The following is a 25,149-nucleotide window of genomic DNA, read 5'->3' as shown; positions in this document are numbered from 1 at the left end:
ATTTCTGAACCTTTTAAACAAAGTCATGACGGAACAACGCAAGCTCCTGCAGGAAATGAACGACCGATCGCGCGAGGTGTTTCGCCGCGTTGTCGAATCCTATCTGGAGACCGGCGCGCCGGTGGGCTCGCGCACGCTGACGCGGGATTTCAGCGAGAAGGTCTCGGCGGCAACCATTCGCAATGTGATGCAGGACCTTGAGTATCTCGGCCTGCTCGGCAGCCCGCATATTTCCGCCGGGCGGATCCCCACCCAGCAGGGTCTGCGCATCTTTGTCGACAGCCTGCTTGAGGTTGACCCTGTCACCGCCTCGGACCGGGAAAAGCTTGACGCCACGCGCGGCTCGAACGAGCGTGATCTGACGACCATGCTGGACCGCGTCGGCAACGCGCTGTCCTCCATCACGCGCGGTGCCAGCCTTGTGCTGGCGCCAAAGCATGAGGCGGCGATCAAGCATATTGAATTTGTGTCACTTTCCTCGGATCGCGCGCTTGTGGTGCTGGTTTTCGCCGATGGTCATGTGGAAAACCGCGTTTTCACGCCAGAGCCGGGCCTGACACCGTCAGCCATGCGTGAGGCGGCGAATTTCCTCAACGCTTTTGCCAACGGGCTGACACTGGGTGAGCTGCGGCACCGTATCCGCACCGAAATCACCCACCGCCGGCAAGAGATTGATTCGCTGGCGACCGGCCTTGTTGAGCGCGGTCTGGCCCTGTGGGAGAATGAGGGAGAGCCGCACGAACGCCTGATCGTGCGCGGGCGCGCCAATCTGCTTGAGCAGGCCGATGGTGACAGCCTTTCGCGCATCCGCGAGTTGTTCGAAGATCTTGAGCGCAAGCGCGATATTGCCGAGTTTCTGGAGCTGACCGAGCGCGGCGAAGGTGTGCGCATTTTTATCGGTTCCGAGAACAAGCTTTTCTCACTTACGGGTTCCACTTTGGTGGTTTCTCCTTATATGAACGCTGACCGCAAAATTATCGGCGCGGTTGGCGTGATCGGCCCGACGCGGCTGAATTACGGGCGAATCGTGCCGATCGTTGATTACACGGCCCAGCTTGTCGGGCGCATGCTTGGCGATCTGGGATCTGAGTGAACCGAGGAAGACATGGCACAGCCACAGAATACCGAAAACCCGGACCTGTCCGAACCCCAGACCGAGGCCGAGCCGCTTGATCTTGCCGCGGCGCTTGAGCAAGCCAACGCCGCTTTTGAGGTCGAACGCTCGGAAATGCGCGACCGTCTGATGCGCGCGCTGGCCGATCTGGAAAACACCCGCAAACGCGGCGAAAAAGACCGGCGGGAGGCTGCGATTTACGGCGGCTCCAAGCTCGCGCGTGATCTGATCCCCGTCTATGACAACCTCAGCCGCGCGCTGTCGGTGATCAATGACGATACCCGTGATCAGGCTCAGGGCCTGGTTGAGGGGGTGGAACTGACGCTGCGCGAGCTGCTGAATGTGCTGGCAAAACATGGGGTTGAGCGCGTTTCGCCCCAGGCCGGCGACATGTTCGACCCGCATCTGCACGAAGCCATGTTCGAGGCGCCGATGCCGGGCACGCGCGCCGGGCAGATCATTCAGGTGGTCTCAGACGGGTTCCGCATGCATGAGCAGCTTCTGCGCCCGGCGCAGGTGGGTGTTTCCTCCACGCCCGGCTGATCTATCCTTGCCCTGACCCCCGCAACAGCGCCTGCAGATCATAGATCAGCGCCAGCGCGTCGCGCGGGGTCAGCGCATCGGGGTGAATGGCTTTCAGCCGCTCCTCGACGACGGATGCCTTTACGGGGGCGGGTTTCGGGGCTGGCTTGACGGCGAACAATGGCAGATCGTCGATCAACCCCTTCGCACCGCTCTGGCGTTCGTCGCCGCGCTCCAGCAGTTCCAGCACCTCACGCGCCCGCACGATCACCGCATCGGGCAGCCCTGCCAGCCGTGCGACCTGCACCCCGTATGAGCGATCCGCCGCGCCGCGCAGCACCTCGTGCAGGAAAACCACCTCACCTTCCCATTCGCGCACGGCAACAGTGGCGTTTTGCACACCTTCCAGCCGGTCAGCCAGCGCTGTCATCTCATGGTAATGGGTAGCAAACAGCGCGCGGCAGCGGTTGACGCTTTGCAGATGCTCCAGCACCGCCCAGGCAATCGACAACCCGTCATAAGTGGCCGTTCCGCGCCCTATTTCGTCAAGGATAACAAAGGCCCGGTCATCGGCCTGATTGAGGATCGCGGCGGTTTCAACCATCTCGACCATGAAGGTTGACCGCCCGCGCGCCAGATCGTCCGAGGCGCCGACCCGGCTGAACAACTGCCCCACCAGCCCGATATGCGCGGCGCGCGCGGGCACATAGCTGCCCGCCTGCGCCAGCAGTGCAATCAGCGCATTTTGGCGCAGAAAGGTTGATTTACCGGCCATGTTCGGCCCGGTCACCAGCCAGATCGCTGCGCCGTTATCCTCAGGGTTCAGCGCCGCGTCATTGGCGACAAAGCTTTGCCCGCTTCGCAACAGCGCCTGTTCGACAACCGGATGCCGCCCGCCCTGAATGTCAAAGCTCCGGCTTTCATCGACCACCGGGCGCGACCAGTCGCGCAGCCGCGCCAGTTCGGCCAGGGCGGCGGCGACATCAATTTCGGCCAGCGCGCGCGCCGTGGCATGGATGGGCCCGGCGGCCGCGAGAACCTCGGCGCGCAAGGTCTCGAACAGGCGTTTTTCAATCTCCAGCGCCCGCCCGCCTGCGTTCAGGATCTTGGTTTCCATCTCAGACAGCGCAAGCGTGGTGAACCGCACCTGATTGGCCGTGGTCTGACGGTGGATGAACCGATCGGACAGTGGCGGCGAGAGCATCTTTTCGGCATGCGTGGCGGTGGTTTCAATGAAATAGCCAAGCACATTATTATGCTTGATTTTCAATGAGTTGATTCCGCTGTCAGCGATATACTCCGCCTGCATCGCGGCAATCACCCCGCGCCCTTCGTCGCGCAGGCGCCGCGCCTCGTCCAGCTCCGCATCTACACCGGCAGCGATAAAGCCGCCGTCGCGGGCCAACAGCGGCGGGTCAGCGACCAGCGTATTCTCCAGCCGCGAAGTCAGCACATCATGGCCGACCAGCGCCATCGCGGCTTCGGTCAGCAGGGGGGGCACATCGGCATTCCCCAGAATACCGGCAATCCGCCCCGCGCCCGCCACCCCGTTGCGCAGCATTGCCAGATCACGCGGGCCACCCCGGTCCAGCGACAAGCGCGACAGGGCGCGGTCCATATCCGGCACCTGCCGCAGAGCGGCGCGCAGATCGGCGCGCAGAGGGTCGCTTTCCACCAGCGCCGTGACACCGGCCAGCCGCGCCCTGATCGCGTTCAGGTCACAGGACGGGCTTGAAACCCGCCGCTCCATCAGCCGCGCGCCGCCTGCCGTCACGCTCATGTCGATCGCCGCCAGCAGTGAGCCGTCGCGCCCGCCGCTCATCGCCTGCGTCAGCTCCAGATTGCGCCGGGTCGCTGCGTCGATCTGCATCACGGCGCCTGCGCTTTCGCGCACCGGCGGGCGCAGAAGGGGCATCTGCCCGCGTTGCGTCAGGTCAAGGTATTCGACCAGCGCACCCAGCGCCGACAGTTCCGCCCGGCCAAAGCTGCCGAACCCGTCCAGAGTGGTCACCCCAAACAGCGCGCACAGCCGCTTTCCGGCGCCCGTGCTGTCAAAACTGGCGCGCGACAGGCCAGAGATCGCCAGCCCGAATTCGCCTGCCAACTCGTCAAAATCAGGCTCTGACCCGGCCAGAACCACCATTTCACGCGGGGCCAGCCGCGCCAGTTCCGGCGCCAGCCGGACGCGCGGGCAGGGCATCACCCGCATTTCGCCGGTCGAGATATCCGCCCATGCCAGCGCCCCCTCATCGCGCACCATGGCGAATGCCGACAGGAAGTTATGGCGCCGGGGTTCCAGCAGCGAATCCTCGGTCAGGGTGCCCGGCGTGACCAGCCGCACCACATCGCGCTTCACCACCGATTTTGAGCCGCGCTTCCTGGCCTCGGCGGGGTCTTCCAGTTGCTCGGCAATCGCCACGCGAAACCCCTTGCGGATCAGCGTCAGCAGATACCCCTCAGCCGAATGCACCGGCACCCCGCACATGGGGATATCCGCGCCCTGATGCTGGCCGCGCTTGGTCAATGCGATGTCCAGCGCGGCGGCGGCGGCCACGGCGTCATCAAAGAACATCTCGTAGAAGTCGCCCATCCGGTAAAACAGCAGCGCATCGGGGTTCTGCGCCTTGATCTCCAGAAACTGCGCCATCATCGGCGTGACATTGGCGTCCTGCGCGCTCACATTTTTCTCCTTGGCCTCGTGTGCGCGACCCTACAAAACCGCTGCCCGGGCGGAAAGGCGTATTTAGGCACTGTTGTTCTGTGCGAAAGGGGGCGCTAAGGATGTGGCACAGGTGAGGAGCGCCGCAGATGACCCGTAAAACCAAATTCACCCCTGAAGAGGCGCTTGCCTATCATTTTGAGCCGACGCCCGGCAAGATCGAGGTTATCGCCTCCAAGCCGATGGCGACGCAGCGCGACCTGTCGCTGGCCTATTCCCCTGGCGTTGCCATCCCGGTCGAGGCCATCGCGCGCGATCCGGGGCTGGCCTATGACTATACCGCCAAGGGCAATATGGTGGCGGTCATTTCCAACGGCACCGCCATTCTGGGCATGGGCAATCTGGGTGCGCTGGCCTCCAAGCCGGTGATGGAGGGCAAGGCGGTGCTGTTCAAGCGCTTTGCCGATGTGAATGCCATCGATATCGAGCTGGATACCGAGGATGCCGACGAGATCATCAAGGCTGTCAGCCTGATGGGCCCCACCTTTGGCGGTATCAATCTGGAGGATATCAAGGCGCCCGAATGCTTCATCATCGAGCAGCGCCTGAAGGAAATCATGGATATCCCGGTGTTCCATGATGACCAGCACGGCACTGCCGTGATCTGCGCCGCCGGGCTGATCAACGCGCTGGAACTGACCGGCAAGAAGATCGAGGATTGCCGCATTGTGCTGAACGGAGCAGGGGCCGCCGGTATCGCCTGTCTGGAGCTGCTCAAGCGGATGGGCGCGCAGCATGACAACTGCATCATGTGCGACACCAAGGGCGTGATCTGGCAGGGCCGCACCGAGGGGATGAACCAGTGGAAATCTGCCCATGCTGCCAACACTCCGCACCGCACGCTGGAAGAGGCGATGGCGGGCGCGGATGTGTTTCTGGGGGTCTCGGCCAAGGGCGCGGTGACGCCTGAGATGGTGGCGAGCATGGCCGATAACCCGGTCATCTTTGCCATGGCCAACCCTGACCCCGAAATCACGCCGGAAGAGGCCCATGCGGTGCGCGCCGATGCGATTGTGGCCACCGGGCGCAGTGATTACCCCAATCAGGTGAACAACGTCCTGGGCTTCCCGTATCTGTTCCGGGGTGCGCTGGATATCCACGCCCGCGCCATCAATGATGAGATGAAGATCGCCTGCGCCCGTGCTTTGGCCGAACTGGCGCGAGAGGATGTGCCGGATGAGGTTGCCATGGCTTACGGGCGCAAGCTGACCTTCGGGCGCGATTACATCATCCCCACGCCTTTTGACCCGCGTCTGATCTACCGCATCCCGCCCGCCGTGGCCAAGGCAGGCATGGATACTGGCGTGGCGCGGCGGCCGATCATTGATATGGACAGCTATACGCTCAACCTGAAATCGCGGATGGACCCCACCGCCAGCATCCAGCAAAGCTTGTTCGCCCGCGCCCGTCAGGCCCAGTCGCGCATGATCTTTGCCGAAGGGGATGATGAGCGCGTGTTGCGCGCGGCGGTCTCCTATCAACGCTCTGGGCTTGGCAAGGCGCTGGTTGTCGGCATCGAGGAGGATGTGCGCCGCAGGCTGGATGCGACGGGTATGGGTGACGCGGTGCGCGAGTTGCAGATCGTCAACGCCGCCAACACCCGCCATCTGGAGACGTATAAAGCGTTCCTTTACAACCGCTTGCAGCGCAAAGGGTTTGACTTGCGCGATGTTCACCGCATGGCCACCCGCGACCGGCACATCTTTGCCGCGCTGATGCTGGCCCATGGCCATGGCGACGGGCTGATCACCGGCGCCACACGCAAATCGGCGCTGGTGATGGACATGATCAACCATGTGTTCGATGCCCGCGCGCAGGATGGGGCGGTGGGCGTGTCGGTGCTGCTGCATAAGGGCCGGATCGTGCTGATCGCGGATACATTGGTGCATGAATGGCCCAATGAGCATGACCTCGCCGATATCGCCACCAAGGCCGCCGGCGTGGCGCGCAGCATCGGGCTGGAGCCGCGTGTGGCCTTTGTCAGCTTCTCCACCTTCGGTTATCCGATTTCCGAGCGCGCCGAGAAAATGCACCGCGCGCCCGAGGTGCTGGATGCCCGCAAGGTTGATTTTGAATATGAAGGGGAAATGACCGTCGATGTGGCGCTCAACCCCGCCGCCGCCGCCCATTACCCGTTTTCGCGGCTCACCGGCCCGGCCAATATTCTGGTGGTTCCGGCGCGGCATTCGGCCTCCATCTCGGTGAAGCTGATGCAGGAGATGGCGGGGGCAACGGTGATCGGGCCGATTCTGACGGGGGTTTCACGGCCCATTCAGATCTGTTCGACCGGGGCCACGGTGAATGACATTCTCAACATGGCCGTGATGGCCGCTGGCCGGATCGGCTGAAACAGGGGACGGCATGACGGTTTTCAATCTCGGTTCGATCAATATCGACCATTTCTACCGCATGCCGCATCTGCCCCAGCCGGGTGAGACGCTGGCGGCGCTTGGGTTTGAGAAGGGCTTGGGCGGAAAGGGCGCCAATCAGTCGGTCGCCGCGCTGCGCGGCGGGGCGCGGGTGGTGCATATCGGCGCCATCGGCAAGGGTGATGGCTGGACGAACGGGCAACTGGCGCTTCTGGGGCTTGATATGGGCTCTATCGCGCGGGTTGATGCCACGACCGGCCACGCCATCATCCTGACCGATCCGGCGGGCGAGAACGTGATCATCATCCACGGCGGCGCCAATCGGACGCAGTCAGAAGAGGTGATCGCGCGGGCGCTGGGTTCCGGGCAGGCGGCGGATATCCTGCTGCTGCAAAACGAAACCTCGCATCAGGTCGAAGCGGCGATCATGGCGCGAGAGCATCAGATGCGGGTGTTTTATTCGGCCGCTCCGTTCGAGCTGGCGCCGCTCAAGGCCATTCTGCCCCATGTCACCCATCTGCTCATGAACGCCGGTGAAGCCGCCGCGCTTGAGGCGGAAACCGGCACTAAGCTGGCTGATCTGCCGGTTCAGGTGGTTGTCGTCACGCGTGGCGCCGATGGTGCAGACTGGATCAGCGCCGAACATCAGTTCCACGCCCCCGCCTTCGCGGTAGAGCCCGTTGATACCACCGGCGCGGGCGATTGCTTTGCCGGGTCGCTGGCTGCGGCGCTTGATCAGGGGATGACGCCGGAACAGGCGCTTCGTTTCGCGTCGGCCGCTGCGGCGATTCAGGTCACCCGGCCCGGCACCGCCGGGGCGATGCCGGAGTATCACGATGTGGATGTCTTTCTGGCGTCTCAGTGACGGATGAACGGAGCATCCTCGCCCCAGACTTCGCGCACCCGCGCATCGCGCCCGCAGGCCTCGCGGTAGCGCCCGTAAGCGGTTGAGCGCGTCAGGGGGCCAAACCGGGTCAGCACCAGCTCCGAGCTGTAGGCATAGCCCTGATGGTATTCGTCTGCTGGCCAAAACGCGGCAATTTCGCGCACCGGCGTCACTACGGGCTGCCCCAGCTCAGCGCTCGCCCGGGCAATCGCGGCCTCGGCCTCGGCCCGTTGCTCAGGCGTGGCAAAGATCGCCGTGGTGTAGCTTTCGCCCCGGTCGCAGAACTGCCCGCCCGCATCCAGCGGGTCGATCGAGCGCATGAACAGATGCAGGATCTGCGCATAGCTGACCGCCTCAGCGTCAAAGCTGATCTGCGCGACCTCCAGATGCCCCGTGCCGCCGCGCGTCACCGCGTTGTAATCGGGGTTTTCGGTGCGCCCACCGGCAAAACCGACCGAGACATCGATAACCCCTTCAACCCTGCGAAAATCCGATTCAACGCACCAGAAGCAGCCGCCAGCCACCAAGGCGGTCTCAATCCGCTGCGCTGCCGCGCCAGTCGCCGCTGTTCCAAGCACCAGAACCAAAGCCAGTATACGCCGTATCATGAAACCCTCCTGTCCACGCTCAGGCATATCTTAGCCCGGAAGCTGACACTTTCTCGCCCAGGTTAAGGGTTTATTCAGGGTTTCACGCAACTATGATCGAAGCAGCGCGAGAATTTCGATGTCACAGCCGCAGAAACCACGCAGCCAGCCAGACGATCTCCCTGCCGGGGCGGGGGTGATGATCGGCACAGCGCTGGGGGCGGCGATCTGGCTGGGCGCGATTGCGCTTCTTTGGTAGATTCAGCCAATAAGCTTGGCAAAGCGCATCGCGACAGCGGGATTGCCTGAAACCTTCAGCTTCCCCGTCATGACCCCGGTCATGGGGTTCAGCTTGCCGGTCAACAGCTTGATCAGGTTTTCCTCGGTAATCGCAATGGTGCAATCCGCCGCGCGGTCTTCCAGCGCGGCCTGACCATCGGCAAGCACCAGCACCCCGGCCTCACCGCAATCAAACTTGAGCGACCCTTCAAAGGGCCGGTTCTCCAACGCACGATTGATACGCGCGGCAATATCGGGCAGCGACATAGGCATCTCCATCACTGAAAACCGAATACCGCCGCAGCGCAGCAAAAGCAAACCCGCCCTCGCGTCAAGCGGAGCGGGTTTGTTTCACGTGAAACCTTACTGACCCAGCCGCCGCTTGCGTGTGGCCAGCAACCGCAGCCGCAGCGCATTCAGCTTGATGAACCCGGCGGCATCCTTCTGGTCATAGGCGCCCGCGTCATCCTCAAAGGTCACATGCGCCTCGGAATAGAGCGAATGGTCAGACCACCGCGCCACCGTCCGCGCCACACCCTTGTAAAGCTTTACCCGAACCGTGCCGGTGACATGCTCCTGGCTCTTGTCGATCAGCGCCTGCAGCATCTCGCGCTCAGGCGAGAACCAGAAGCCGTTATAGATCAGCTCGGCATAGCGCGGCATGATCGAATCTTTCAGATGCCCGGCGCCCGAATCTAGCGTGATCTGCTCAATCCCGCGATGCGCTTCCAGCAGGATCGTGCCGCCGGGCGTCTCATACACCCCGCGCGATTTCATGCCGACAAAGCGGTTTTCCACCAGATCCAGCACACCGATCCCATGCTTGCCGCCCAGCTCATTCAGCCGCGTCAGGATGGTGGCGGGTGACAGCGCCTCACCGTTGATCGCCACGGCATCGCCGCGCTCAAAGGTGATTTCCACCATCTCGGGCGTGTCGGGGGCCTGCTCAACGGGGACCGAGCGCTGCAGCACGAACTCAGGTGCCTCAACGGCCGGGTCTTCCAGCACCTTGCCCTCGCTTGAGGTATGCAACAGGTTCGCATCGACCGAGAAGGGCGCCTCGCCGCGCTTGTCCTTGGCGATGGGAATCTGATGCGTCTCGGCGAATTCCAGCAGCTTGGTGCGGCTGGTCAGATCCCATTCGCGCCAGGGGGCGATGACCTTGATATCGGGGTTCAGCGCATAGGCAGACAGCTCAAACCGGACCTGATCATTCCCCTTGCCGGTCGCCCCATGCGCCACGGCATCGGCCCCGGTTTCAGCGGCAATCTCGACCAGCCGTTTGGAAATCAACGGCCGCGCGATGGAGGTGCCCAGCAGATACAGCCCCTCATAAAGCGCATTGGCCCGGAACATCGGGAAGACGAAGTCGCGCACGAATTCCTCGCGCACATCCTCGATATAGATGTTCTCAGGCTTGATCCCCAGCAGCTCAGCCTTCTTGCGCGCCGGGTCCAGCTCTTCGCCCTGACCCAGATCGGCGGTAAAGGTCACCACCTCGCAGCCATATTCGGTTTGCAGCCATTTCAGGATGATCGAGGTATCCAGCCCGCCGGAATAGGCCAGGACAACTTTCTTGGGCGCGGACATGGGGAAAACTCCAGTGCTGACGTTTTGCCCCTCGCTATCCGCTTTGCAACGCCTTCGCAACACCCGCAAGCGGGGCAGGGCGGGTTGCGGGCTTGACAGAGCGCCGCCGCGCGGCCCTACTTGGCAGCGGCAACATCCTATGTTCGGGGGAACGCATGAAGGGCCTGACAATTCTGTTCCACGCCATCGGCATGGTGACCAGCAACCTCAACGCCGCGCTGCGCATATCGGCTGCGCTGATGGCTTTGCAGTTCGTTCTCGCCATCCTTCTGGGTGTGCAGTTCCTCCACATGGGAATCGACACCACCGAAATGATGATGTCCGGCACCTACCCTTATGGATCGGCGGGGCTGGTGCTGATCATTCAGCTGGTCTCCACCCTGTGGATCGCGGTTGCCTGGCACCGTTTTATCCTGCGCGAAGAGCAACCGGGCACAGCCCTGCCGCCCTTCAACGGGCCCGCGATTCTGTCCTATGTTCTGGCGGGCATCATTTTCGTGCTGGTGCTGGTTGCGGTGGCCGTGCCCTTCGGGCTTCTGGCCGGGCTGATTGCCGCGCCGATGATGGTCAGTGGCTCGCCGGGCGGCCTCACCCTTGCCGGGCTGGTTCTTTTTGCGCTGGTCTGGCTCCCGGTCACCTATATCTCCTACCGCATTTCGCCCATCCTGCCCTCCGCCGCCCTGCAGGAGCGTATTCCGCTGAAAGAGGCGTGGTATGCCACGGGCACCAGCGGCGCGGCTTTCGTGGTGCTGGCGGTGATCTCGGTGCTGGGGGTCTGGCTGGCCAATCTGCCGGTCATGCTTCTGGCGCAGATCTCGTCTTTCTTGGCGTTCCTCTGGGCCTTTGCGGTGCAATGGGCGGTGCTGATGATCGGTGTCAGCGTCCTGACCACCATCTATGGTCATTATGTCGAAAAGCGCGCGCTCAATGCCTGAGGCCGAAAAACCCCGCCTCCCGCTTCTGCGTGGCGTGGTGCATCCCTGGCACCATGACATCTTCGGCCATATGAATGTGCGCCACTACGCGCCCTTCTTCGATGACGCCACCTTTCACCTCTATGCGGCGCTGGGAGTGGGCATCAGCCAGATGCAGGATGATTTCGGCGTCCATATCGTCACTGCCAAGGCCGAAACCAACTTTCTGCAGGAACTGAAGGCGGGCGATATCTTCCTGATCGACGGCGCGGTGGTCCGGCTGGGTGGCAAAAGCTGCACCCATCACCTGCGGATGATCCATGCAGAGACGGGCAGAATTCACGCCACCTATGATCTGACCGAGGTGTTCTTCAACCCCGAAACCCGCCGCTCAGCCCCCATGCCTGAACCCATCCGCGAAAAGATGGCGCGCTTTCTGCTCTGAGGGGCTGAGGGCGGCTTTCATCTTGCCCTAAATACGCTCTTTTTAACCTTACAACACATACCGGCTCAGATCAGCCGAGCGCGCCAGATCGCCGATATTGGTCTCCACAAACGCACCGTCGATGACCACTTCCTGCCCGCCCCGGTCCGGCGCGGTGAAGGACAGCTCCTCAAACACCCGCTCCATCACCGTATAGAGCCGCCGCGCACCGATATTCTCGACCGCCTCGTTCACTTCCGCCGCGATGCGCGCCACCGCGCGGATACCGTCTTCGGTGAATGAGACCTTCAGCGCCTCGGTTCCCATCAGCGCGGTGTATTGCAGCGTCAGGGCGTTGTCGGTCTCGGTCAGGATGCGCACGAAGTCTTCCTCGGTCAGCGCGCGCAACTCCACCCTGATCGGCAGGCGCCCCTGCAATTCCGGCAGCAGGTCTGACGGTTTGGCGACGTGAAACGCGCCCGACGCGATGAACAGGATATGGTCGGTCTTGACCGCCCCGTATTTGGTTGAAACCGTCGTCCCCTCGATCAGCGGCAGCAGGTCACGCTGCACGCCTTCGCGGCTGACATCCGCACCGCGCGTCTCGGCGCGGGCGCAGACCTTGTCGATCTCATCCAGAAACACGATGCCGTTCTGCTCCACCGCCTCCAGTGCTGCGGCCTTCACTGCCTCATCGTCCAGCAGCTTGTCGGCCTCGTCGCTGACCAGCAGTTCATGGCTTTCTGACACGGACAACCGCTTCTTGACCGTGCGCTGCCCGAAGGCCTTGCCAAAAATGTCGCCCAGATTCATCCCGCCCTGCTGCGGCATCCCTGGAATTTCCAGCATCGGCATCGACGGCCCGCTGTCAGGCAGTTCAACCTCGATCATCGTGTCATCCAGTTCGCCGCGCCGCAGCTTGCCGCGAAACAGATCGCGGGTGCCTGCGCGGGCGTCCTTGCCGGCGATCGCATCCAGCACGCGCTCTTCGGCGGCGGCCTGGGCGCGGGCGCGGACATCGTCGCGCATCTGTTCGCGGGTCATGGCGATGGCGGCATCCATCAGATCGCGGATGATCTGCTCCACATCGCGTCCGACATAGCCGACCTCGGTAAATTTCGTGGCCTCGACCTTGAGGAACGGCGCGCGCGCCAGCTTTGCCAGGCGGCGGCTGATCTCGGTCTTGCCCACGCCGGTGGGGCCGATCATCAGGATGTTCTTCGGGTGCACCTCCTCGCGCAGTCCGGGTTCAAGCTGCTTGCGCCGCCAGCGGTTGCGCAGGGCCACAGCCACGGCGCGCTTGGCCGCTGCCTGCCCGATGATGAAGCGATCCAGTTCCGAGACAATCTCGCGGGGGGTAAGGTCGGTCATTTGCGGATGGTCTCCACGGTCAGGTTGCCATTGGTGTAAACGCAGATCTCGGCCGCAATCGACATCGCCTTGCGCGCGACCTGCTCGGCGGTCAGGTCGGTCTCCATCAGCCCGCGCGCGGCAGCCAGTGCGAAATTTCCGCCTGATCCGATGGCGGTCACGTCATGTTCCGGCTCCAGCACATCGCCCGCGCCGGTGATCACATAGAGATCCGCGCCATCGGTGACGATCAGCATGGCCTCAAGATTGCGCAGGTACTTGTCGGTGCGCCAGTCCTTTGCCATCTCGACACAGGCGCGCGCCAGCTGCCCCGGCGAAGCCTCAAGCTTCTTTTCCAGCCGCTCCAGCAGGGTAAACGCGTCAGCCGTTGACCCGGCAAATCCGGCGACAATCTCATGCCCCCCGGCGCCGATGCGCCGCACCTTGCGGGCTGAGCCCTTGATCACCGTCTGCCCCAGACTAACCTGCCCGTCACCGGCAACCACAACTTCGCCGCCGCGCCGGACCGCCAGAATAGTTGTGCCATGCCAGCCGGGAAACCGATCATCCGCCATTGCTGTCTTCCTTTGCTTTGTCCGCCCCTATATGGCCGTGTGACCCCGGATCGACAAGAACCCCCTCTGGTGAGCGGCCCGGCCCGGCGCTATGCTGGCGCCATGCAGACCGTTCACCCCACGCTTTTCCTTCCTGACGCCGAGGCGATGACCCGTTTCGCCGCCCGCCTTGCGCCGCATCTGCGCGGCGGGGATGTGCTGCTGCTGGAAGGGCCGATCGGCGCGGGGAAGACGCATTTTGCCCGCGCGCTGATCCAGACGCTTCTGGCGCAGCCCGAGGACGTGCCCTCACCGACCTTCACGCTGGTTCAGACCTATGAGGGGCCGGGGTTTGATATCTGGCATGCCGATCTCTACCGCCTGACCCATCCTGATGAGGCGCTTGAGCTGGGGTTGACTGACGCTTTTGAGACGGCGCTTTGTCTTGTGGAATGGCCTGAGCGGCTGGGGCGAGATCGGCCAAAAACGGCTCTGACCATGCTGTTTAGTGTCGAAAACGATGATACGCGCAGGTTGGTGCTTTGCTCAGCCAACCCTGACTGGGCCGCGCGTCTGAAAGGGCTGGATGATGTTTGAACAAGGCCCGCTGCCCCGCGTCTTTGCTCAGGAACCCGGTGCCGATTTCCCCGCTTCCGTTGCGCGTGGCCTGCGGCTTCGTCTCCAGGGCCAGCCGCCGGAAGCGATGGCGCGGGTCGAGGTTCTGGTGAATACCGCCCGCATGCGCAGTCGCGTCATCGCCGCGATGGTTGACGCTGGCGCCGGGTTTCTGCCGCGTGTCCGTCTGATCACCGATCTGGCTGAGGGGTTTGACAGTGAAGCGCCGGTCCATTCCCCCCTGCGCAGGCGGCTGGAGCTGGCGCAGCTGATCCGCAAGCTGCTGGAAACCGAACCTGACCTCGCCCCCCGCCACGCCGCTTTTTCGCTGTCCGAGAGCCTGTCGCGCCTGCTGGATGAAATGCATGCCGAAGGGGTGCTGACCGAGGCGCTGGAAACGCTTGATGTCAGCAACCACTCCGAACACTGGGCGCGCTCGCTTCGCTTCATCCGGCTGGTTGCGGGCTATCTAGGTGCCGATTCCGCGCCTGACACGCAGACCCGACAACGCCAGGCGGTTGAGGCGCTGATCGCGCGCTGGGCCGATGCGCCGCCCACCCATCCGCTGATCATCGCCGGTTCAACCGGCTCCCGCGGGACAACGGCGCTGCTGATGCAGGCGGTTGCGCGGCTGCCGCAGGGGGCACTGATCCTGCCGGGGTTTGATTTTGACATGCCGGAAACAGTCTGGGCCGGGCTGGAAGATCCGCTGCTGAGTGAGGATCATCCCCAATACCGCTATTTCGCCCTGCTTCAGGCGCTTGGCCTCACGGCGCGGGATGTGCCGCTGTGGGCTGGTCCGGCGGCGCCGGATAGTGCGCGCAACCGTCTCGTCTCGCTTGCGCTGCGGCCCGCGCCGGTGACCGACCGCTGGCTGAGCGAGGGGCAGGGGCTGGGCGACCTGATTGCGGCGACGAAGGGCATTACGCTGATCGAGGCGCCCAACCCGCGGGCGGAGGCGCTGGCGATTGCGCTCAGGCTGCGGCAGGCGGTGTTGGACGGGCAAAAAGCGGCTCTGATAACGCCGGATCGCTCACTTTCCCGGCAGGTGATCGCCGCGCTGGACCGCTGGCACCTGCGCCCGGATGACAGCGCGGGCCGCCCGCTTGCTTTGTCCGCGCCGGGGCGGTTTCTGCGCCAGACGGCTGAGGCCATGCGTGGCGAGCTGGGCTCGGAAGCGCTGGTTGCCCTGCTCAAACACCCCATTGCCCATAGCGCCACGGCGCGCGGGCAGCACCTGCTGCACCTGCGTGAACTGGAACTTTGGCTGCGGCGCCGCGCCATCCCCTTCCCGCAAGCTGAAGATCTGCACCGCTGGGCCGGGCAGAACGAGGGGCGGCTGGCCTGGGCGGCGTGGCTTGGCGGTGCACTTGTCGCCGCCGCAGCTGAGCGCCCGCTGGAGGACTGGCTCACGGCCCATCTGCGGCTCTCCGAAACCCTCGCCGGGGGCGCGGGTGCGGAGGGAAGCGGCGAGTTGTGGCTGGCTGAGGCCGGGCAGGCCGCACGCGCTGCCATGGACGAGCTTTGCGCCAATGCCGAACACGGCGGCACATTGACGATTATGGACTATATCGCCTTGTTAGAGACGCTTTTTTTGGGCAAGGAAGTGCGCGAAGCTGTTGAAAGCCACCCTGATCTGATGATCTGGGGCACGCTGGAAGCCCGCGCGCTGGGCGCTGACCTGGTGGTGCTTGCCGGGCTGAATGACGGTATCTGGCCCCAGTCCCCGCAGCCTGACCCATGGTTCAACCGGCGCATGCGGCTGGATGCCGGGCTACTGCTGCCTGAGCGGCAGATCGGCCTTTCGGCGCATGACTTCCAGCAGGCAATCGGCGCGCAGGCGGTGGTTCTGACCCGCGCCACCCGTGACGCCGAGGCCGAAACCATCCCCTCGCGCTGGCTGAACAGGCTGAAAAACCTGATCTCGGGCCTGCCGCTGCAAAACGGCCCCGAAGCGCTGGCGCAGATGACCGCGCGCGGCGCTGACTGGCTGGCCCTTGCGGCTGCGTTCGAGGCGGATCTGGGCCCCGTGCCGCCGGTCGTTGCCGCGCGAAACCCCCGGCCCGCACCCGCGCCTCCGGTCTCTGCCCGGATGCGCGAGCTGCCGGTAACCGCGATCAAGGCGCTGATCCGCGACCCCTATCATATCTACGCCAGCACGATTCTGCGGTTGCGCAGCCTTGACCCCCTCGCGCCGGAGCCGGACGCCCGCCTGCGCGGCACCGCATTGCACCTTGTGTTCGAGGAATACACCAAAAGCCTGCCGCCCGGCGAAACGGGAAGCGCCGAGGCCCTTATGGCCATTGCAGAGACTGTGCTGGCGCAGGAAGTGCCGTGGTCCGCCACCCGCATCCAATGGCTTGCGCGCCTGTCCGGCGTGGCGCAGGCCTTTGTTGACTGGCAGGCCAGCCAGCCCGGAACGCCCGTTCTGACCGAAAGCAAGGGCGCACTGAACCTGAGCGACCCGCTTTTCCGGCTGACAGGGCGGCCTGACCGGATTGATCGTCAGCCCGATGGCCGCCTGCGGATCTTTGACTACAAAACCGGAAATCCGCCCAGCCAAAAGGAACAGGAGCATTTTGACAAGCAACTGATCCTGCTGGCGATGATGGCCGAGGAGGGGGCATTCAATGACCTCGACCCGGCCACGGTTGAGCTGGCAGAGTTCATCGGCGTCGGCACGAAATTCAAATGCGAGGCCGCCGATGTGGGCGCCGAGGCGCTGCGCGAACACCGCGCCCGGCTTCATAAACTGTTGAGCGCCTATCTGAGCCCGGATCAGGGCTTCACCGCGCGCCGCGCGCTGAAAAAGGACACCGACAGCGGCCAGTATGACCAGCTTGCGCGGCTGGGTGAGTGGCAGGTCACCGACACGGCAGAAACAATTCCGGTGGGGGACCGCGATGAATGAAGCCAGCCACCGCCAGATCGTCGCGGCTGAGCCCACGGCCTCGACCTGGCTTTCGGCCAATGCAGGCTCTGGCAAGACGCGGGTTCTGACCGACCGGGTGGCGCGGCTGCTGCTGCGCGGGGTGGAGCCGCAGCGCATTCTGTGCCTGACCTATACCAAGGCCGCCGCGAGCGAGATGCAGAACCGTCTGTTCCGTAGGCTGGGGGAATGGGCGATGCTGGAGCCCGGCACGCTGACCGACCAGCTGACCGGCCTTGGTGAGCCCGTCTCGGATGACCCTGAATTGATGGCCCGCGCCCGGCGCCTTTTTGCCCGCGCCATCGAGACTCCGGGCGGGCTGAAAATCCAGACGATTCACTCTTTCTGCAGCGCGCTTCTGCGCCGTTTTCCGCTGGAAGCCGGGGTCGCGCCTGACTTTACCGAGGCCGATGAACGCAGCCTGCGCCAGCTTCAGCTTGAGGTGCTCGACAAACTTGCCAACGGGCCAGAAGCCTCGGTGCTGCGCGATCTGGCGATGGTCGCCAATGAGACCGCGCTGGCCGCCGTTCTTGAGCAATTGGGCCGGTTCAGAGACGTTTTTGACCATGGCACCGCCGCCACCGATATCGCTGCGCTGTTCGACCTGCCCGAAGGTTTTACCGAGGAAGCGCTGCTGGCGGAAGTCTATCTGGGGAGTGAGGCCGCCCTGATCGAGGCGTTGCTGCCCATTCTGATGGCGGGCGCGGCCAGCGATCTCAAACTGGCTGAGGCCCTGCGCGCGGCGCGGAGCCCGTCAGTTTCGTCTCTGATAGCGCTGGAAAAGGCGCTGCTTTATGGGGCGACCGCCAAGGCCGGGCCTTTCGCCGCGAAAGTCGGCGCCATTCCGACAAAGGCGCTGCGGGAGGCAATGCCTGCCGATCTGCTGGACCCGCTCAACGCCCTCGCGCTGCGGGTTGAGGCCGCGCGGACAAGGCGGCAAGCCTTGGCCGCCGCCGCGCGCACTCAGGCGCTGCACCGTTTCGCGCGGGTCTGGATTCCGGCGCTTGAGGCCGCGAAGGCCCGGCGCGGCTGGCTGGATTTTGACGATCTGATCCTGCGCGCACGCCGGTTGCTCAGCGATCCGGCGGTGGCGCAATGGGTGCTGTTCAAGCTGGACGGCGGGATTGACCATATCCTGATCGACGAGGCGCAGGATACCAGCCCGGAACAATGGCGCGTGGTTGAGCTGCTGACGCAGGAGTTCACCTCAGGCCAGGGCGCGCGGGAGGCTGAGCGCACGATCTTTGTGGTGGGTGACAAGAAGCAGTCGATCTATTCCTTTCAGGGTGCCGATCTGCGCGGGTTCGACCGGATGCGCGAAAAGTTTGACCATGCGCTTTCCGGTATCGGGCGGCAGCTTAACCATATGGAACTGAAGCATTCTTTCCGCTCATCCGATGCCATTCTGCGGCTGGTGGATCATTGCTTCGCGCCGCGTGCGGGTGCCAACGGGCTGGGCGGCGCGGTCGAACATCTGGCGTTTCACGAACAGATGCCGGGCCGGGTTGACCTCTGGCCGATGGTGCCACCGGCGGGCAGGCCCGAGGACGGGGAATGGGATGAGCCGCTGGACCGGCCGTCAGAGCAGAACCACGAGATCGCGCTGGCCCAGGCTGTCGCCGACGAGATCCGCGCGATGATCGACCGGGGTGAGCGGATTGATGTGGAGGGCGGTGCGCGGCCGGTGCATGAGGGCGATTTTCTGATCCTCGTGCGGCGGCGCAAGCTGTTGTTCAACGAGGTTATCCGGGCCTGCAAGGCGCGCGGGCTGGAGATTGCCGGGGCAGACCGGCTGGTGCTGAGCGAAGAACTGGCGGTGCAGGATCTGATTGCGCTTCTGCGGTTTCTCGCCTTGCCGGAAGACGACCTTTCGCTGGCGATTACCCTGCGTTCGCCCCTGTTCGGCTGGTCTGAAGACCAGTTGTTCCGGCTGGCGCAGGGGCGCGAAAAGCAGTTTCTGTGGGAGCGGTTGCGCGCGGGGCCTGAATGGGCTGAAACCGTCTCTGTTCTTGCTGATTTGCGCGATCAGATAGACTTTCTGCGCCCCTATGAGCTGATCGAGCGCATCCTGACGCGGCATGATGGGCGGCGCCGGATCATGGCCCGCTTTGGCCCCGAGGCCGAGGATGCGATCGAGGCGTTTGTGTCGCTGGCGCTGCAGTATGAACAGGGGCGCATTCCCTCGCTGGACGGGTTTCTGGGCTGGCTGGCGGCGAGTGATGCCGAGATCAAGCGCCAGTCAGAGGCGGCGGGGCGGCGCATCCGGGTGATGACGGTGCATGGCGCGAAGGGGTTGGAGGCGCCGATTGTCATTCTGCCGGATACCGCTGAACGGCGCGCGCCCCCGGCGATGGGGTTGAGCGCGGTGAAGGGCGTGCCCATCCTGCGGATGAACAAGCCGGATGCCCCGCAGGCGCAGCTTGATGCCGATGAGGAAAGCGCCGCGCAACGTAACGAGGAAAGTGACCGGCTGCTTTATGTCGCGCTAACCCGGGCCGAGCGCTGGCTGATTGTTGCAGGCGCCGGGGAGGCGGGTGAGGGCTGGTATGGCCGCGTCGCGCGCGGGCTGGGTGCGATCGGCGCGGTGCCCTGTGATTTTCCGACCGGCGAGGGCGTGCGGTTCCAGCACGGCAACTGGCCCGCGCCCGGTATGCCTGCGCTGCCGGTGGTGCGGCCGGCGACCGGGCAGGGCGGGGCCGAATTGCTGGCGCCCCTTCCGCTTCTGCCCGTCGCGGCGGGGGTGTTGAGCCCCTCATCGCTTGGCGGTGCCAAGGCCCTTCCGGGTGACGCGGGCGCGGAAGAGGGGGTGGCGCTGCGGCGCGGGGAGATGATTCACCTGCTGCTGGAGCATCTTCCCGCCCTGCCGCCTGAGCAGCGAGAGGCGGCGGGGCGCAGGCATCTGGCCCCCTTCGGCGCTGTGCCGGATGAGCTGGAGATCTGCCTGACCGAGGCGCTGGCGCTTTTCAGCACCGAAGGGATGGCGCCCTTCCTTACGCCCGATGTTCTGGCGGAAGTCAGCCTGTCCGGTGAATGGAACGGGCGCCGGATGCTTGGCACAATCGACCGGCTGCTGATTACGGCCGAGAGCGTGACGGCGCTGGATTTCAAGACGAACCGGGTGGTTCCGGCCGATCCCGCGCAGGTGCCGGAGGGGCTTTTGCGGCAGATGGGTGCCTATGCGCATCTGCTGCAGGCGCTTTATCCGGACCGCAGGGTGGAAACCGCGCTTGTCTGGACAGCCACGCAGCGGATCATGCCGATCCCCGGACCAACTGCCGCAGCGGCGCTTGCGCGGGCAGCCCTTGACCCGGTCCTTGGTGGCCCATAGTTAATTTGTAACTGCCATCCCCCAGATTTCCACCGGAGAAGCCCCATGCCGACCATTGCTGTTACAGACGCGAATTTTGACGCCGAAGTGCGCGACAGCGACCTGCCCGTCGTTGTTGATTTCTGGGCCGAATGGTGCGGCCCCTGCAAGCAGATCGGCCCCGCACTGGAGGAGCTTTCGGAAGAATACGCGGGCCGGGTGAAGATCGCCAAGGTCAATGTCGATGAAAACCCGGAAGTGACGGCCGCCATGGGTATCCGTGGTATTCCCGCGCTGTTTCTGGTCAAGAACGGCCAGATCGTGGCGAACAAGGTGGGTGCGGCCCCCAAGGCGGCGCTTGCAAGCTGGATCGATTCGTCGATCTGAGCCGATGACTTTGGGTCATCCGTGCAGCGCTCAGGCGCTTGCGCGGATGACCTGAGCACCCCGGTAGGACGTGGTGCGCCGGGGGTTGACTTCATGCTCCGCCTCAAAGGTTTCAGGCAACTCAGCAACCATATGGGGGGTTGCCGGACTTTCATCCGCGATATCCTCCAGCCGGTCAAAGGCGATGACGACCGTGTTGTTCGACACTTTCTGCGCTGAAACCGCCAGACACTCACCATCGTCAAGCTGCATCACCCCTGAGACAAGCCCCGGCGCCGCGCCCGGGCGCGACAATTCGGCAATGCGGTTCCACAGGGCTGGATCCTCGCTGTCTTCGCGCCAGTTTGCCAGCGCGTCGGAAAGGGTGAAACCCGCGAGCGTATCGTCCCCCTCCAACGTCCAGAGACGGTTGAACGCGGCATTTGTCAGGATCAGCTGACCATTCTGGGTGAATACCGCAAGCGCGGTGTCGAGGATGTTGAGCGCGGCCTGACTGGTTTCCAGATCGGTGCGGAAGTTGCGGGTCATATGCACTTCTGAGGTGATATCCTCGATCAGGAAGGCCAGCGCCCCGTCCGGATGCGGGCTTGCCGATACGCGGAAGGTTTGCCCGGTCGGCAGTGACCATGTCTCCTCAAAATCGCTGTTCGCCGCGCCTTTTTCGATCTCCAGCAGGCGCTTGGACCAGCTGTGATAATCCCGTGGCTCTGGCAGGACGCGTTTGTCGCGCATCCGGTTCAGGAACCCCTCGATGCCGGGGCGCGACAGCAGAAACTCTGGCTCAAGCCCGGTCAGGTCGGTCAGCGCGGGGTTGAAAAGCTGCAACCGGCGCGTCCGGTCGAAAACGGCAAGGCCGATGGGCAGGGTTGCGAAGGTCTTGGTAAGGGTCTGGATGAACTCTCGCTTGGTGCGTTCGGCGCGCTGGGCCTCATCCGCAGGAAGCGCGAAAACCAGTTGCCCCTTTTCATCGGCCATGCGCGTGATGTCGAACCAGCGCTGGCGGCCGTTCACGGTGCCCGGAAGCGCCACACGCTCTTCAGGTCCGATCGCGCCGGCCAGAAACAGCCGGGGCAGCGGCCAGTTGAATGATTCGCCCAGCCCGCTTTCGGCCAGCTGGCGCAGATAGGCGCCATTGGCCCAGATCACCTGCCCCTGCACATTCTCGCGCCATGTCAGAATGGGCGAACGGTCGGTGACGCGACGCAGCACCGCAAGCTCTTCTTCCATGGCGCGATAGCTCAGCCGGTCGAGCATGACGCTGCCTTCGTCGGCGGCGGTGTCTGTCAGCGTCAGTCTGGCGGTGCCATCCAGCCATTCAGCCTGAAGCCTGAGGCCAGAGGTATCCTGCGCCGGAATCTGGATTTTTCCGCGCTCGGACAGGGATGCAAGCTGCTCGGTCAGATCGGGGAAACCCACGACCAGAAAGCGCGACAGAAGCCGCCAGCTTTCTGTGCCCTTCTTGCTCCGCTGCATCCCTTCGGCAGCGGCGAGGGCATCCAGCAGTGAAGCGCCGCGATCATTGGCGTCAACAAGCCGGGTGTCATCGAACAGAAAGACCGGGTCCAGCCGGTTCAGGCCCAGTGCCCTGTTGTCAGCGCGTTTTGGCCTGCGGGTGAGGGCGCTGGCGATCATGACCACGGCCAGGGCGGTGAGCGCCGAGGTCACGACGAGGATAATTGCGAAAATTAAAGGGTTCTGCATGGAAGGCCTGCCTTTGGACCCCGCTGAGGGCGCGGACAGGTACAAGCATTGCCGGTATTGGTTAAGCGCGGGTTAAGAGCCCTCGTGATTGGTGACTGGCGCCGCGCCGTGAAGGGTGTTCTCGCCCAGAGCGCGGCGGGTGTCAGCCTCGATCAGGGTGCGTTTCCAGCGCACTTCGGCGATGGCGCCGCGTTGATCCGCTCGTGCGGCGGGCATGCGCCGGGAACCGGCATTGGCAAAGCCGACAGAGGCGCCTGAACGCTCCAGCAGGGTTTTGGCGATGAACAGGCCAAGGCCCATGCCCTCATAGCCCGGGCGCGCCTCGGCCCGGGACCCGTCGCGGCGGTCACGCAGATAAGGCTCGCCGATCCGCCCCAGAAGATGCGCCGGATAGCCCGGCCCGTCATCGACGACGCGCACGGTGATCTGGTCAGCGGTCCATTCCCCCTCAACCCAGACGCGGGAGCGGCTGAAATCCACGGCATTCTGGATCAGGTTACGCAGCCCGTGAATGACCTCAGGCGCGCGCAGAATCTGCGGAATCGCCGGGTCAGCACCACCCAGAGGGGTCAGCGCAAACAGGATTTCCTTGCCCCGGTTGGTGTGGGGCGCTGCGGCTTCGTGCAGGATGGTTTCAAGGGGCGCGTGGTGCAGATGCAGGTCATCTTTGCCCGCCTGGCCCATCGAGCGCAGGATGGCGCGGCAACGATCGGTCTGTTCGCGGATCAGGCGGGCATCTTCGCGCAGTTCCGGCTGGTCTGCGAGCGCGTCGATCAGCTCGGCGCTGGCCAGTTTGATCGTGGCAAGCGGTGTGCCCAGTTCATGCGCGGCGGCAGCGACTACGCCGCCCAGATCGGTCAGCTTCTGTTCGCGGGCAAGGGCCATCTGGGCGGCCAGAAGGGCCTCGGCCAGCGCGTGTTTTTCAGCCGCAACGCTGCGCGAATAAAGGCCGATAAAGGCGATACCCACTACAATGGCCAGCCAGAAACCGAAGCGGAACAGGTCCGGCAGCACCAGTGGCGCGCCATCGGGCAGCAGAAGTGGCTGGAAGTAACGCGCCAGCAGCGTGGTGAGAAGAATGGCGACCAGACCCAGCAGAAGGGTGCTGCGCAGCTGAAGCGTGGTGGCCGCAACGGTGACAGGGGCCAGCAGCAGCAGGGCAAAAGGGTTGCCCAGCCCGCCGGTCAGAAACAGCAGAAGGGTCAGTTGCGCGGTGTCAAACAGAAGGGTGAGAAGCGTCTCGCCCTCAGACAGGCGGCGGATGCGCGGAAAGATTGCGGCGCTCAGAATGTTCGACACCATCGAAATGCCGACAACGGCCAGCCCCAGCGCCAGATTGAACCGCAGCCCGAAGCCGTGATAAGCGATGAGCAAGGCCATGATCTGACCGAACGACGCCAGCCAGCGCACCCTTGTCAGGGTCTCAAGGCGCACCCAGTGGCCCTGAATGTCGCGGTGCATCAATCCTTCGGGGGGCGGGAACATTGGGCGGCCTGTTGTCGCGGGGTGTCGATTGGCATTGTTAGGCTGCGCAGGCTGGGGCATCAAGCGGCGCAGCGCAGGAACCACGGAGAGACAGATGATTCGGATCTACAGTATCGGTGCGGCAGCACTGGTGGCAGTGATGCTGGGCGTTCTGGGCTGGATGGTTCTGGCCGGGCGCGGCGATGACCGTTTTGCGCAATGCCGTGGAACAGCAATTTCAGGCGGTGCGGGCTCTATCGGCGGGCCGTTCGAGCTGGTCAATCAGGATGGTCAGACGGTGACTGACGCAGATGTGATCACGATGCCGACGATCCTGTATTTCGGCTACACCTTCTGCCCGGATGTCTGCCCGCTGGATATGGCGCGCAATGCGATGGCGGTGGAGCTGCTGGAAGAGAACGGGCATATCACCCAGCCGGTTTTCATCTCGGTTGATCCGCAGCGCGACACGCCAGAGGTGCTGACCCAGTTTTCCAGCGTGTTTCATGACCGCATGATCGGCCTGACCGGCAGCGAAGAGCAGATCCGCGCCGCCTCGCGCGCCTATCGCACCTTCTATTCGGTGCAGCCGTCGGATGATGAATTCTATCTGGTCGATCATTCGACCTTCAGCTACCTCGTGCTGCCCGGGCATGGCTTTGTCGAAGTCTTCCGGCGCGATCAGTCGGCAGAGCAGATCGCCGAGCAGACGGAATGCTTCATTGATCGGATGTGACATATTTCCCGCCCCGCCCGCATCATTATTTGACCTCTCCTGCTGTCTTGCCTAGATCAGACGGTAGCATGGTAAGGATTGCGGACATGTCCGAAGACACCCCTCTTGATCTTGGCGCTGACCCCTCGCTGTTGCTGGTCGATGATGACGAGGTGTTTCTCAAACGCCTTGCACGCGCGATGGAGCGGCGGGGCTTTGTGGTGCAGACCGCGAATTCGGTCGCTTCGGGCAGGGCGCTGGCCATGGCCAATCCGCCCGCCTATGCGGTCATTGACCTGCGGTTGGAGGATGGTAACGGGCTGGATGTGGTGGAGGCGCTGCGTGAACGGCGGCCGGACAGCCGGATCGTGGTGCTGACCGGCTATGGCGCGATTGCCACCGCGGTGGCGGCGGTCAAGATCGGCGCGACGGATTATCTGTCCAAGCCCGCCGATGCCGATGAGGTGGTCAACGCGCTTGTGCCGCGCGGCGACAATGCCCTGCCCGCCCCGCCCGAGAACCCGATGTCGGCAGACCGGGTGCGGTGGGAGCATATCCAGCGGGTTTATGAGCAGTGCGACAGGAATGTCTCGGAAACCGCGCGGCGGCTGAGCATGCACCGGCGGACCCTGCAGCGCATCCTCGCCAAGCGCAGCCCGCGCTGAGGCCCGGGGAAGGGGGGGGGGGGGGGGGGGGGGGGGGGCGGGCGGGCGGGGGGGCGGG

General features: G+C 64.0%; 20 protein-coding genes. 12 read left to right on the top strand and 8 right to left on the bottom strand.

The genetic code is table 11. From position 1 onward, the window contains the following. Positions 1–25 precede the first annotated feature (25 nt). Both hrcA and V7Q53_RS15475 read left to right on the top strand, forming a co-directional pair. Complete coding sequence (hrcA, locus tag V7Q53_RS15480) at positions 26–1,093, top strand: heat-inducible transcriptional repressor HrcA (protein WP_333829563.1); 1,068 nt, start codon at positions 26–28, stop codon at positions 1,091–1,093. Positions 1,094–1,105: 12 nt separating this feature from the next. Then, complete coding sequence (locus V7Q53_RS15475) at positions 1,106–1,657, top strand: nucleotide exchange factor GrpE (RefSeq protein ID WP_333829562.1); 552 nt, start codon at positions 1,106–1,108, stop codon at positions 1,655–1,657. A gap of 1 nt (position 1,658) precedes the next feature. Here V7Q53_RS15475 and mutS read toward each other — a convergent pair whose 3' ends face one another. Further along, positions 1,659–4,286, bottom strand: a complete 2,628-nt coding sequence (mutS, locus tag V7Q53_RS15470; RefSeq protein ID WP_333829574.1) for a DNA mismatch repair protein MutS — start codon at positions 4,284–4,286, stop codon at positions 1,659–1,661. 158 nt (positions 4,287–4,444) lie between these two features. Here mutS and V7Q53_RS15465 point away from each other — a divergent pair, with 158 nt between their 5' ends. After that, the gene (locus V7Q53_RS15465) at positions 4,445–6,703 is read left to right on the top strand and encodes an NADP-dependent malic enzyme (RefSeq protein ID WP_333829561.1); all 2,259 of its coding nucleotides are present in this window, start codon (positions 4,445–4,447) and stop codon (positions 6,701–6,703) included. Positions 6,704–6,716: 13 nt separating this feature from the next. Continuing rightward, entirely contained in the window at positions 6,717–7,589 is an 873-nt protein-coding gene (locus tag V7Q53_RS15460; RefSeq protein ID WP_333829560.1) for a ribokinase, read from the top strand. On the opposite strand, the gene msrA is transcribed toward V7Q53_RS15460, so the two are convergent. From msrA to V7Q53_RS15445, 3 genes are all read right to left on the bottom strand, one after another. Continuing rightward, on the bottom strand, positions 7,583–8,218 hold the full coding sequence (gene msrA, locus V7Q53_RS15455) for a peptide-methionine (S)-S-oxide reductase MsrA (protein WP_333829559.1): 636 nt from the start codon (positions 8,216–8,218) through the stop codon (positions 7,583–7,585). The genes V7Q53_RS15460 and msrA overlap by 7 nt on opposite strands. A gap of 240 nt (positions 8,219–8,458) precedes the next feature. Beyond that, entirely contained in the window at positions 8,459–8,743 is a 285-nt protein-coding gene (locus V7Q53_RS15450) for an SCP2 sterol-binding domain-containing protein (protein ID WP_333829558.1), read from the bottom strand. Between the two features lie 96 nt (positions 8,744–8,839). Beyond that, positions 8,840–10,066, bottom strand: a complete 1,227-nt coding sequence (locus tag V7Q53_RS15445) for an argininosuccinate synthase (RefSeq protein ID WP_333829557.1) — start codon at positions 10,064–10,066, stop codon at positions 8,840–8,842. Positions 10,067–10,221: 155 nt separating this feature from the next. Here V7Q53_RS15445 and V7Q53_RS15440 point away from each other — a divergent pair, with 155 nt between their 5' ends. Both V7Q53_RS15440 and V7Q53_RS15435 read left to right on the top strand, forming a co-directional pair. Then, entirely contained in the window at positions 10,222–11,001 is a 780-nt protein-coding gene (locus tag V7Q53_RS15440) for a hypothetical protein (protein ID WP_333829556.1), read from the top strand. After that, complete coding sequence (locus tag V7Q53_RS15435) at positions 10,994–11,425, top strand: acyl-CoA thioesterase (RefSeq protein ID WP_333829554.1); 432 nt, start codon at positions 10,994–10,996, stop codon at positions 11,423–11,425. The genes V7Q53_RS15440 and V7Q53_RS15435 overlap by 8 nt, the downstream gene beginning before the upstream one ends. Before the next feature lie 48 nt (positions 11,426–11,473). Here the strand turns inward: V7Q53_RS15435 and hslU are convergent, their stop codons facing one another. Together hslU and hslV are read right to left on the bottom strand one after the other, a co-directional pair. Further along, positions 11,474–12,775 carry an ATP-dependent protease ATPase subunit HslU gene (hslU, locus tag V7Q53_RS15430; RefSeq protein WP_333829552.1) on the bottom strand — a complete coding sequence of 434 codons (1,302 nt, stop codon included), beginning with the start codon at positions 12,773–12,775 and terminating at the stop codon, positions 11,474–11,476. Next, positions 12,772–13,329 carry an ATP-dependent protease subunit HslV gene (hslV, locus tag V7Q53_RS15425; protein ID WP_333829550.1) on the bottom strand — a complete coding sequence of 186 codons (558 nt, stop codon included), beginning with the start codon at positions 13,327–13,329 and terminating at the stop codon, positions 12,772–12,774. Before hslV ends, hslU begins: the two co-directional genes overlap by 4 nt. A 102-nt stretch (positions 13,330–13,431) precedes the next feature. Here hslV and tsaE point away from each other — a divergent pair, with 102 nt between their 5' ends. From tsaE to trxA, 4 genes are read left to right on the top strand one after another with little or no spacing between them, the layout of a single operon-like run. Further along, positions 13,432–13,905 carry a tRNA (adenosine(37)-N6)-threonylcarbamoyltransferase complex ATPase subunit type 1 TsaE gene (tsaE, locus tag V7Q53_RS15420; RefSeq protein ID WP_333829573.1) on the top strand — a complete coding sequence of 158 codons (474 nt, stop codon included), beginning with the start codon at positions 13,432–13,434 and terminating at the stop codon, positions 13,903–13,905. Beyond that, on the top strand, positions 13,895–16,834 hold the full coding sequence (gene addB / locus V7Q53_RS15415; protein ID WP_333829548.1) for a double-strand break repair protein AddB: 2,940 nt from the start codon (positions 13,895–13,897) through the stop codon (positions 16,832–16,834). The genes tsaE and addB overlap by 11 nt, the downstream gene beginning before the upstream one ends. Next, positions 16,827–20,180, top strand: a complete 3,354-nt coding sequence (gene addA / locus V7Q53_RS15410; RefSeq protein ID WP_333829546.1) for a double-strand break repair helicase AddA — start codon at positions 16,827–16,829, stop codon at positions 20,178–20,180. Before addB ends, addA begins: the two co-directional genes overlap by 8 nt. A 45-nt stretch (positions 20,181–20,225) precedes the next feature. Next, complete coding sequence (trxA, locus tag V7Q53_RS15405) at positions 20,226–20,546, top strand: thioredoxin (RefSeq protein ID WP_333829544.1); 321 nt, start codon at positions 20,226–20,228, stop codon at positions 20,544–20,546. Between the two features lie 30 nt (positions 20,547–20,576). Here the strand turns inward: trxA and V7Q53_RS15400 are convergent, their stop codons facing one another. Both V7Q53_RS15400 and regB read right to left on the bottom strand, forming a co-directional pair. Continuing rightward, positions 20,577–22,247: a PAS-domain containing protein gene (locus V7Q53_RS15400; protein ID WP_333829543.1), complete on the bottom strand. Its 1,671-nt coding sequence runs from the start codon at positions 22,245–22,247 to the stop codon at positions 20,577–20,579. A 72-nt stretch (positions 22,248–22,319) separates the two neighbouring features. Next, complete coding sequence (gene regB / locus V7Q53_RS15395; RefSeq protein ID WP_442954439.1) at positions 22,320–23,708, bottom strand: sensor histidine kinase RegB; 1,389 nt, start codon at positions 23,706–23,708, stop codon at positions 22,320–22,322. Between the two features lie 118 nt (positions 23,709–23,826). Here regB and V7Q53_RS15390 point away from each other — a divergent pair, with 118 nt between their 5' ends. Both V7Q53_RS15390 and V7Q53_RS15385 read left to right on the top strand, forming a co-directional pair. After that, complete coding sequence (locus tag V7Q53_RS15390; RefSeq protein ID WP_333829541.1) at positions 23,827–24,447, top strand: SCO family protein; 621 nt, start codon at positions 23,827–23,829, stop codon at positions 24,445–24,447. 86 nt (positions 24,448–24,533) lie between these two features. Next, entirely contained in the window at positions 24,534–25,091 is a 558-nt protein-coding gene (locus V7Q53_RS15385) for an ActR/PrrA/RegA family redox response regulator transcription factor (protein ID WP_333829540.1), read from the top strand. Positions 25,092–25,149: the final 58 nt, after the last annotated feature.

The sequence above is a fragment of the Pararhodobacter sp. genome (genome assembly GCF_036802785.1).
Classification (GTDB): domain Bacteria; phylum Pseudomonadota; class Alphaproteobacteria; order Rhodobacterales; family Rhodobacteraceae; genus Pararhodobacter.
The sequence above is the reverse complement of the archived record's forward strand: the minus strand, read 5'-3'. Positions and strand labels throughout refer to the sequence as shown.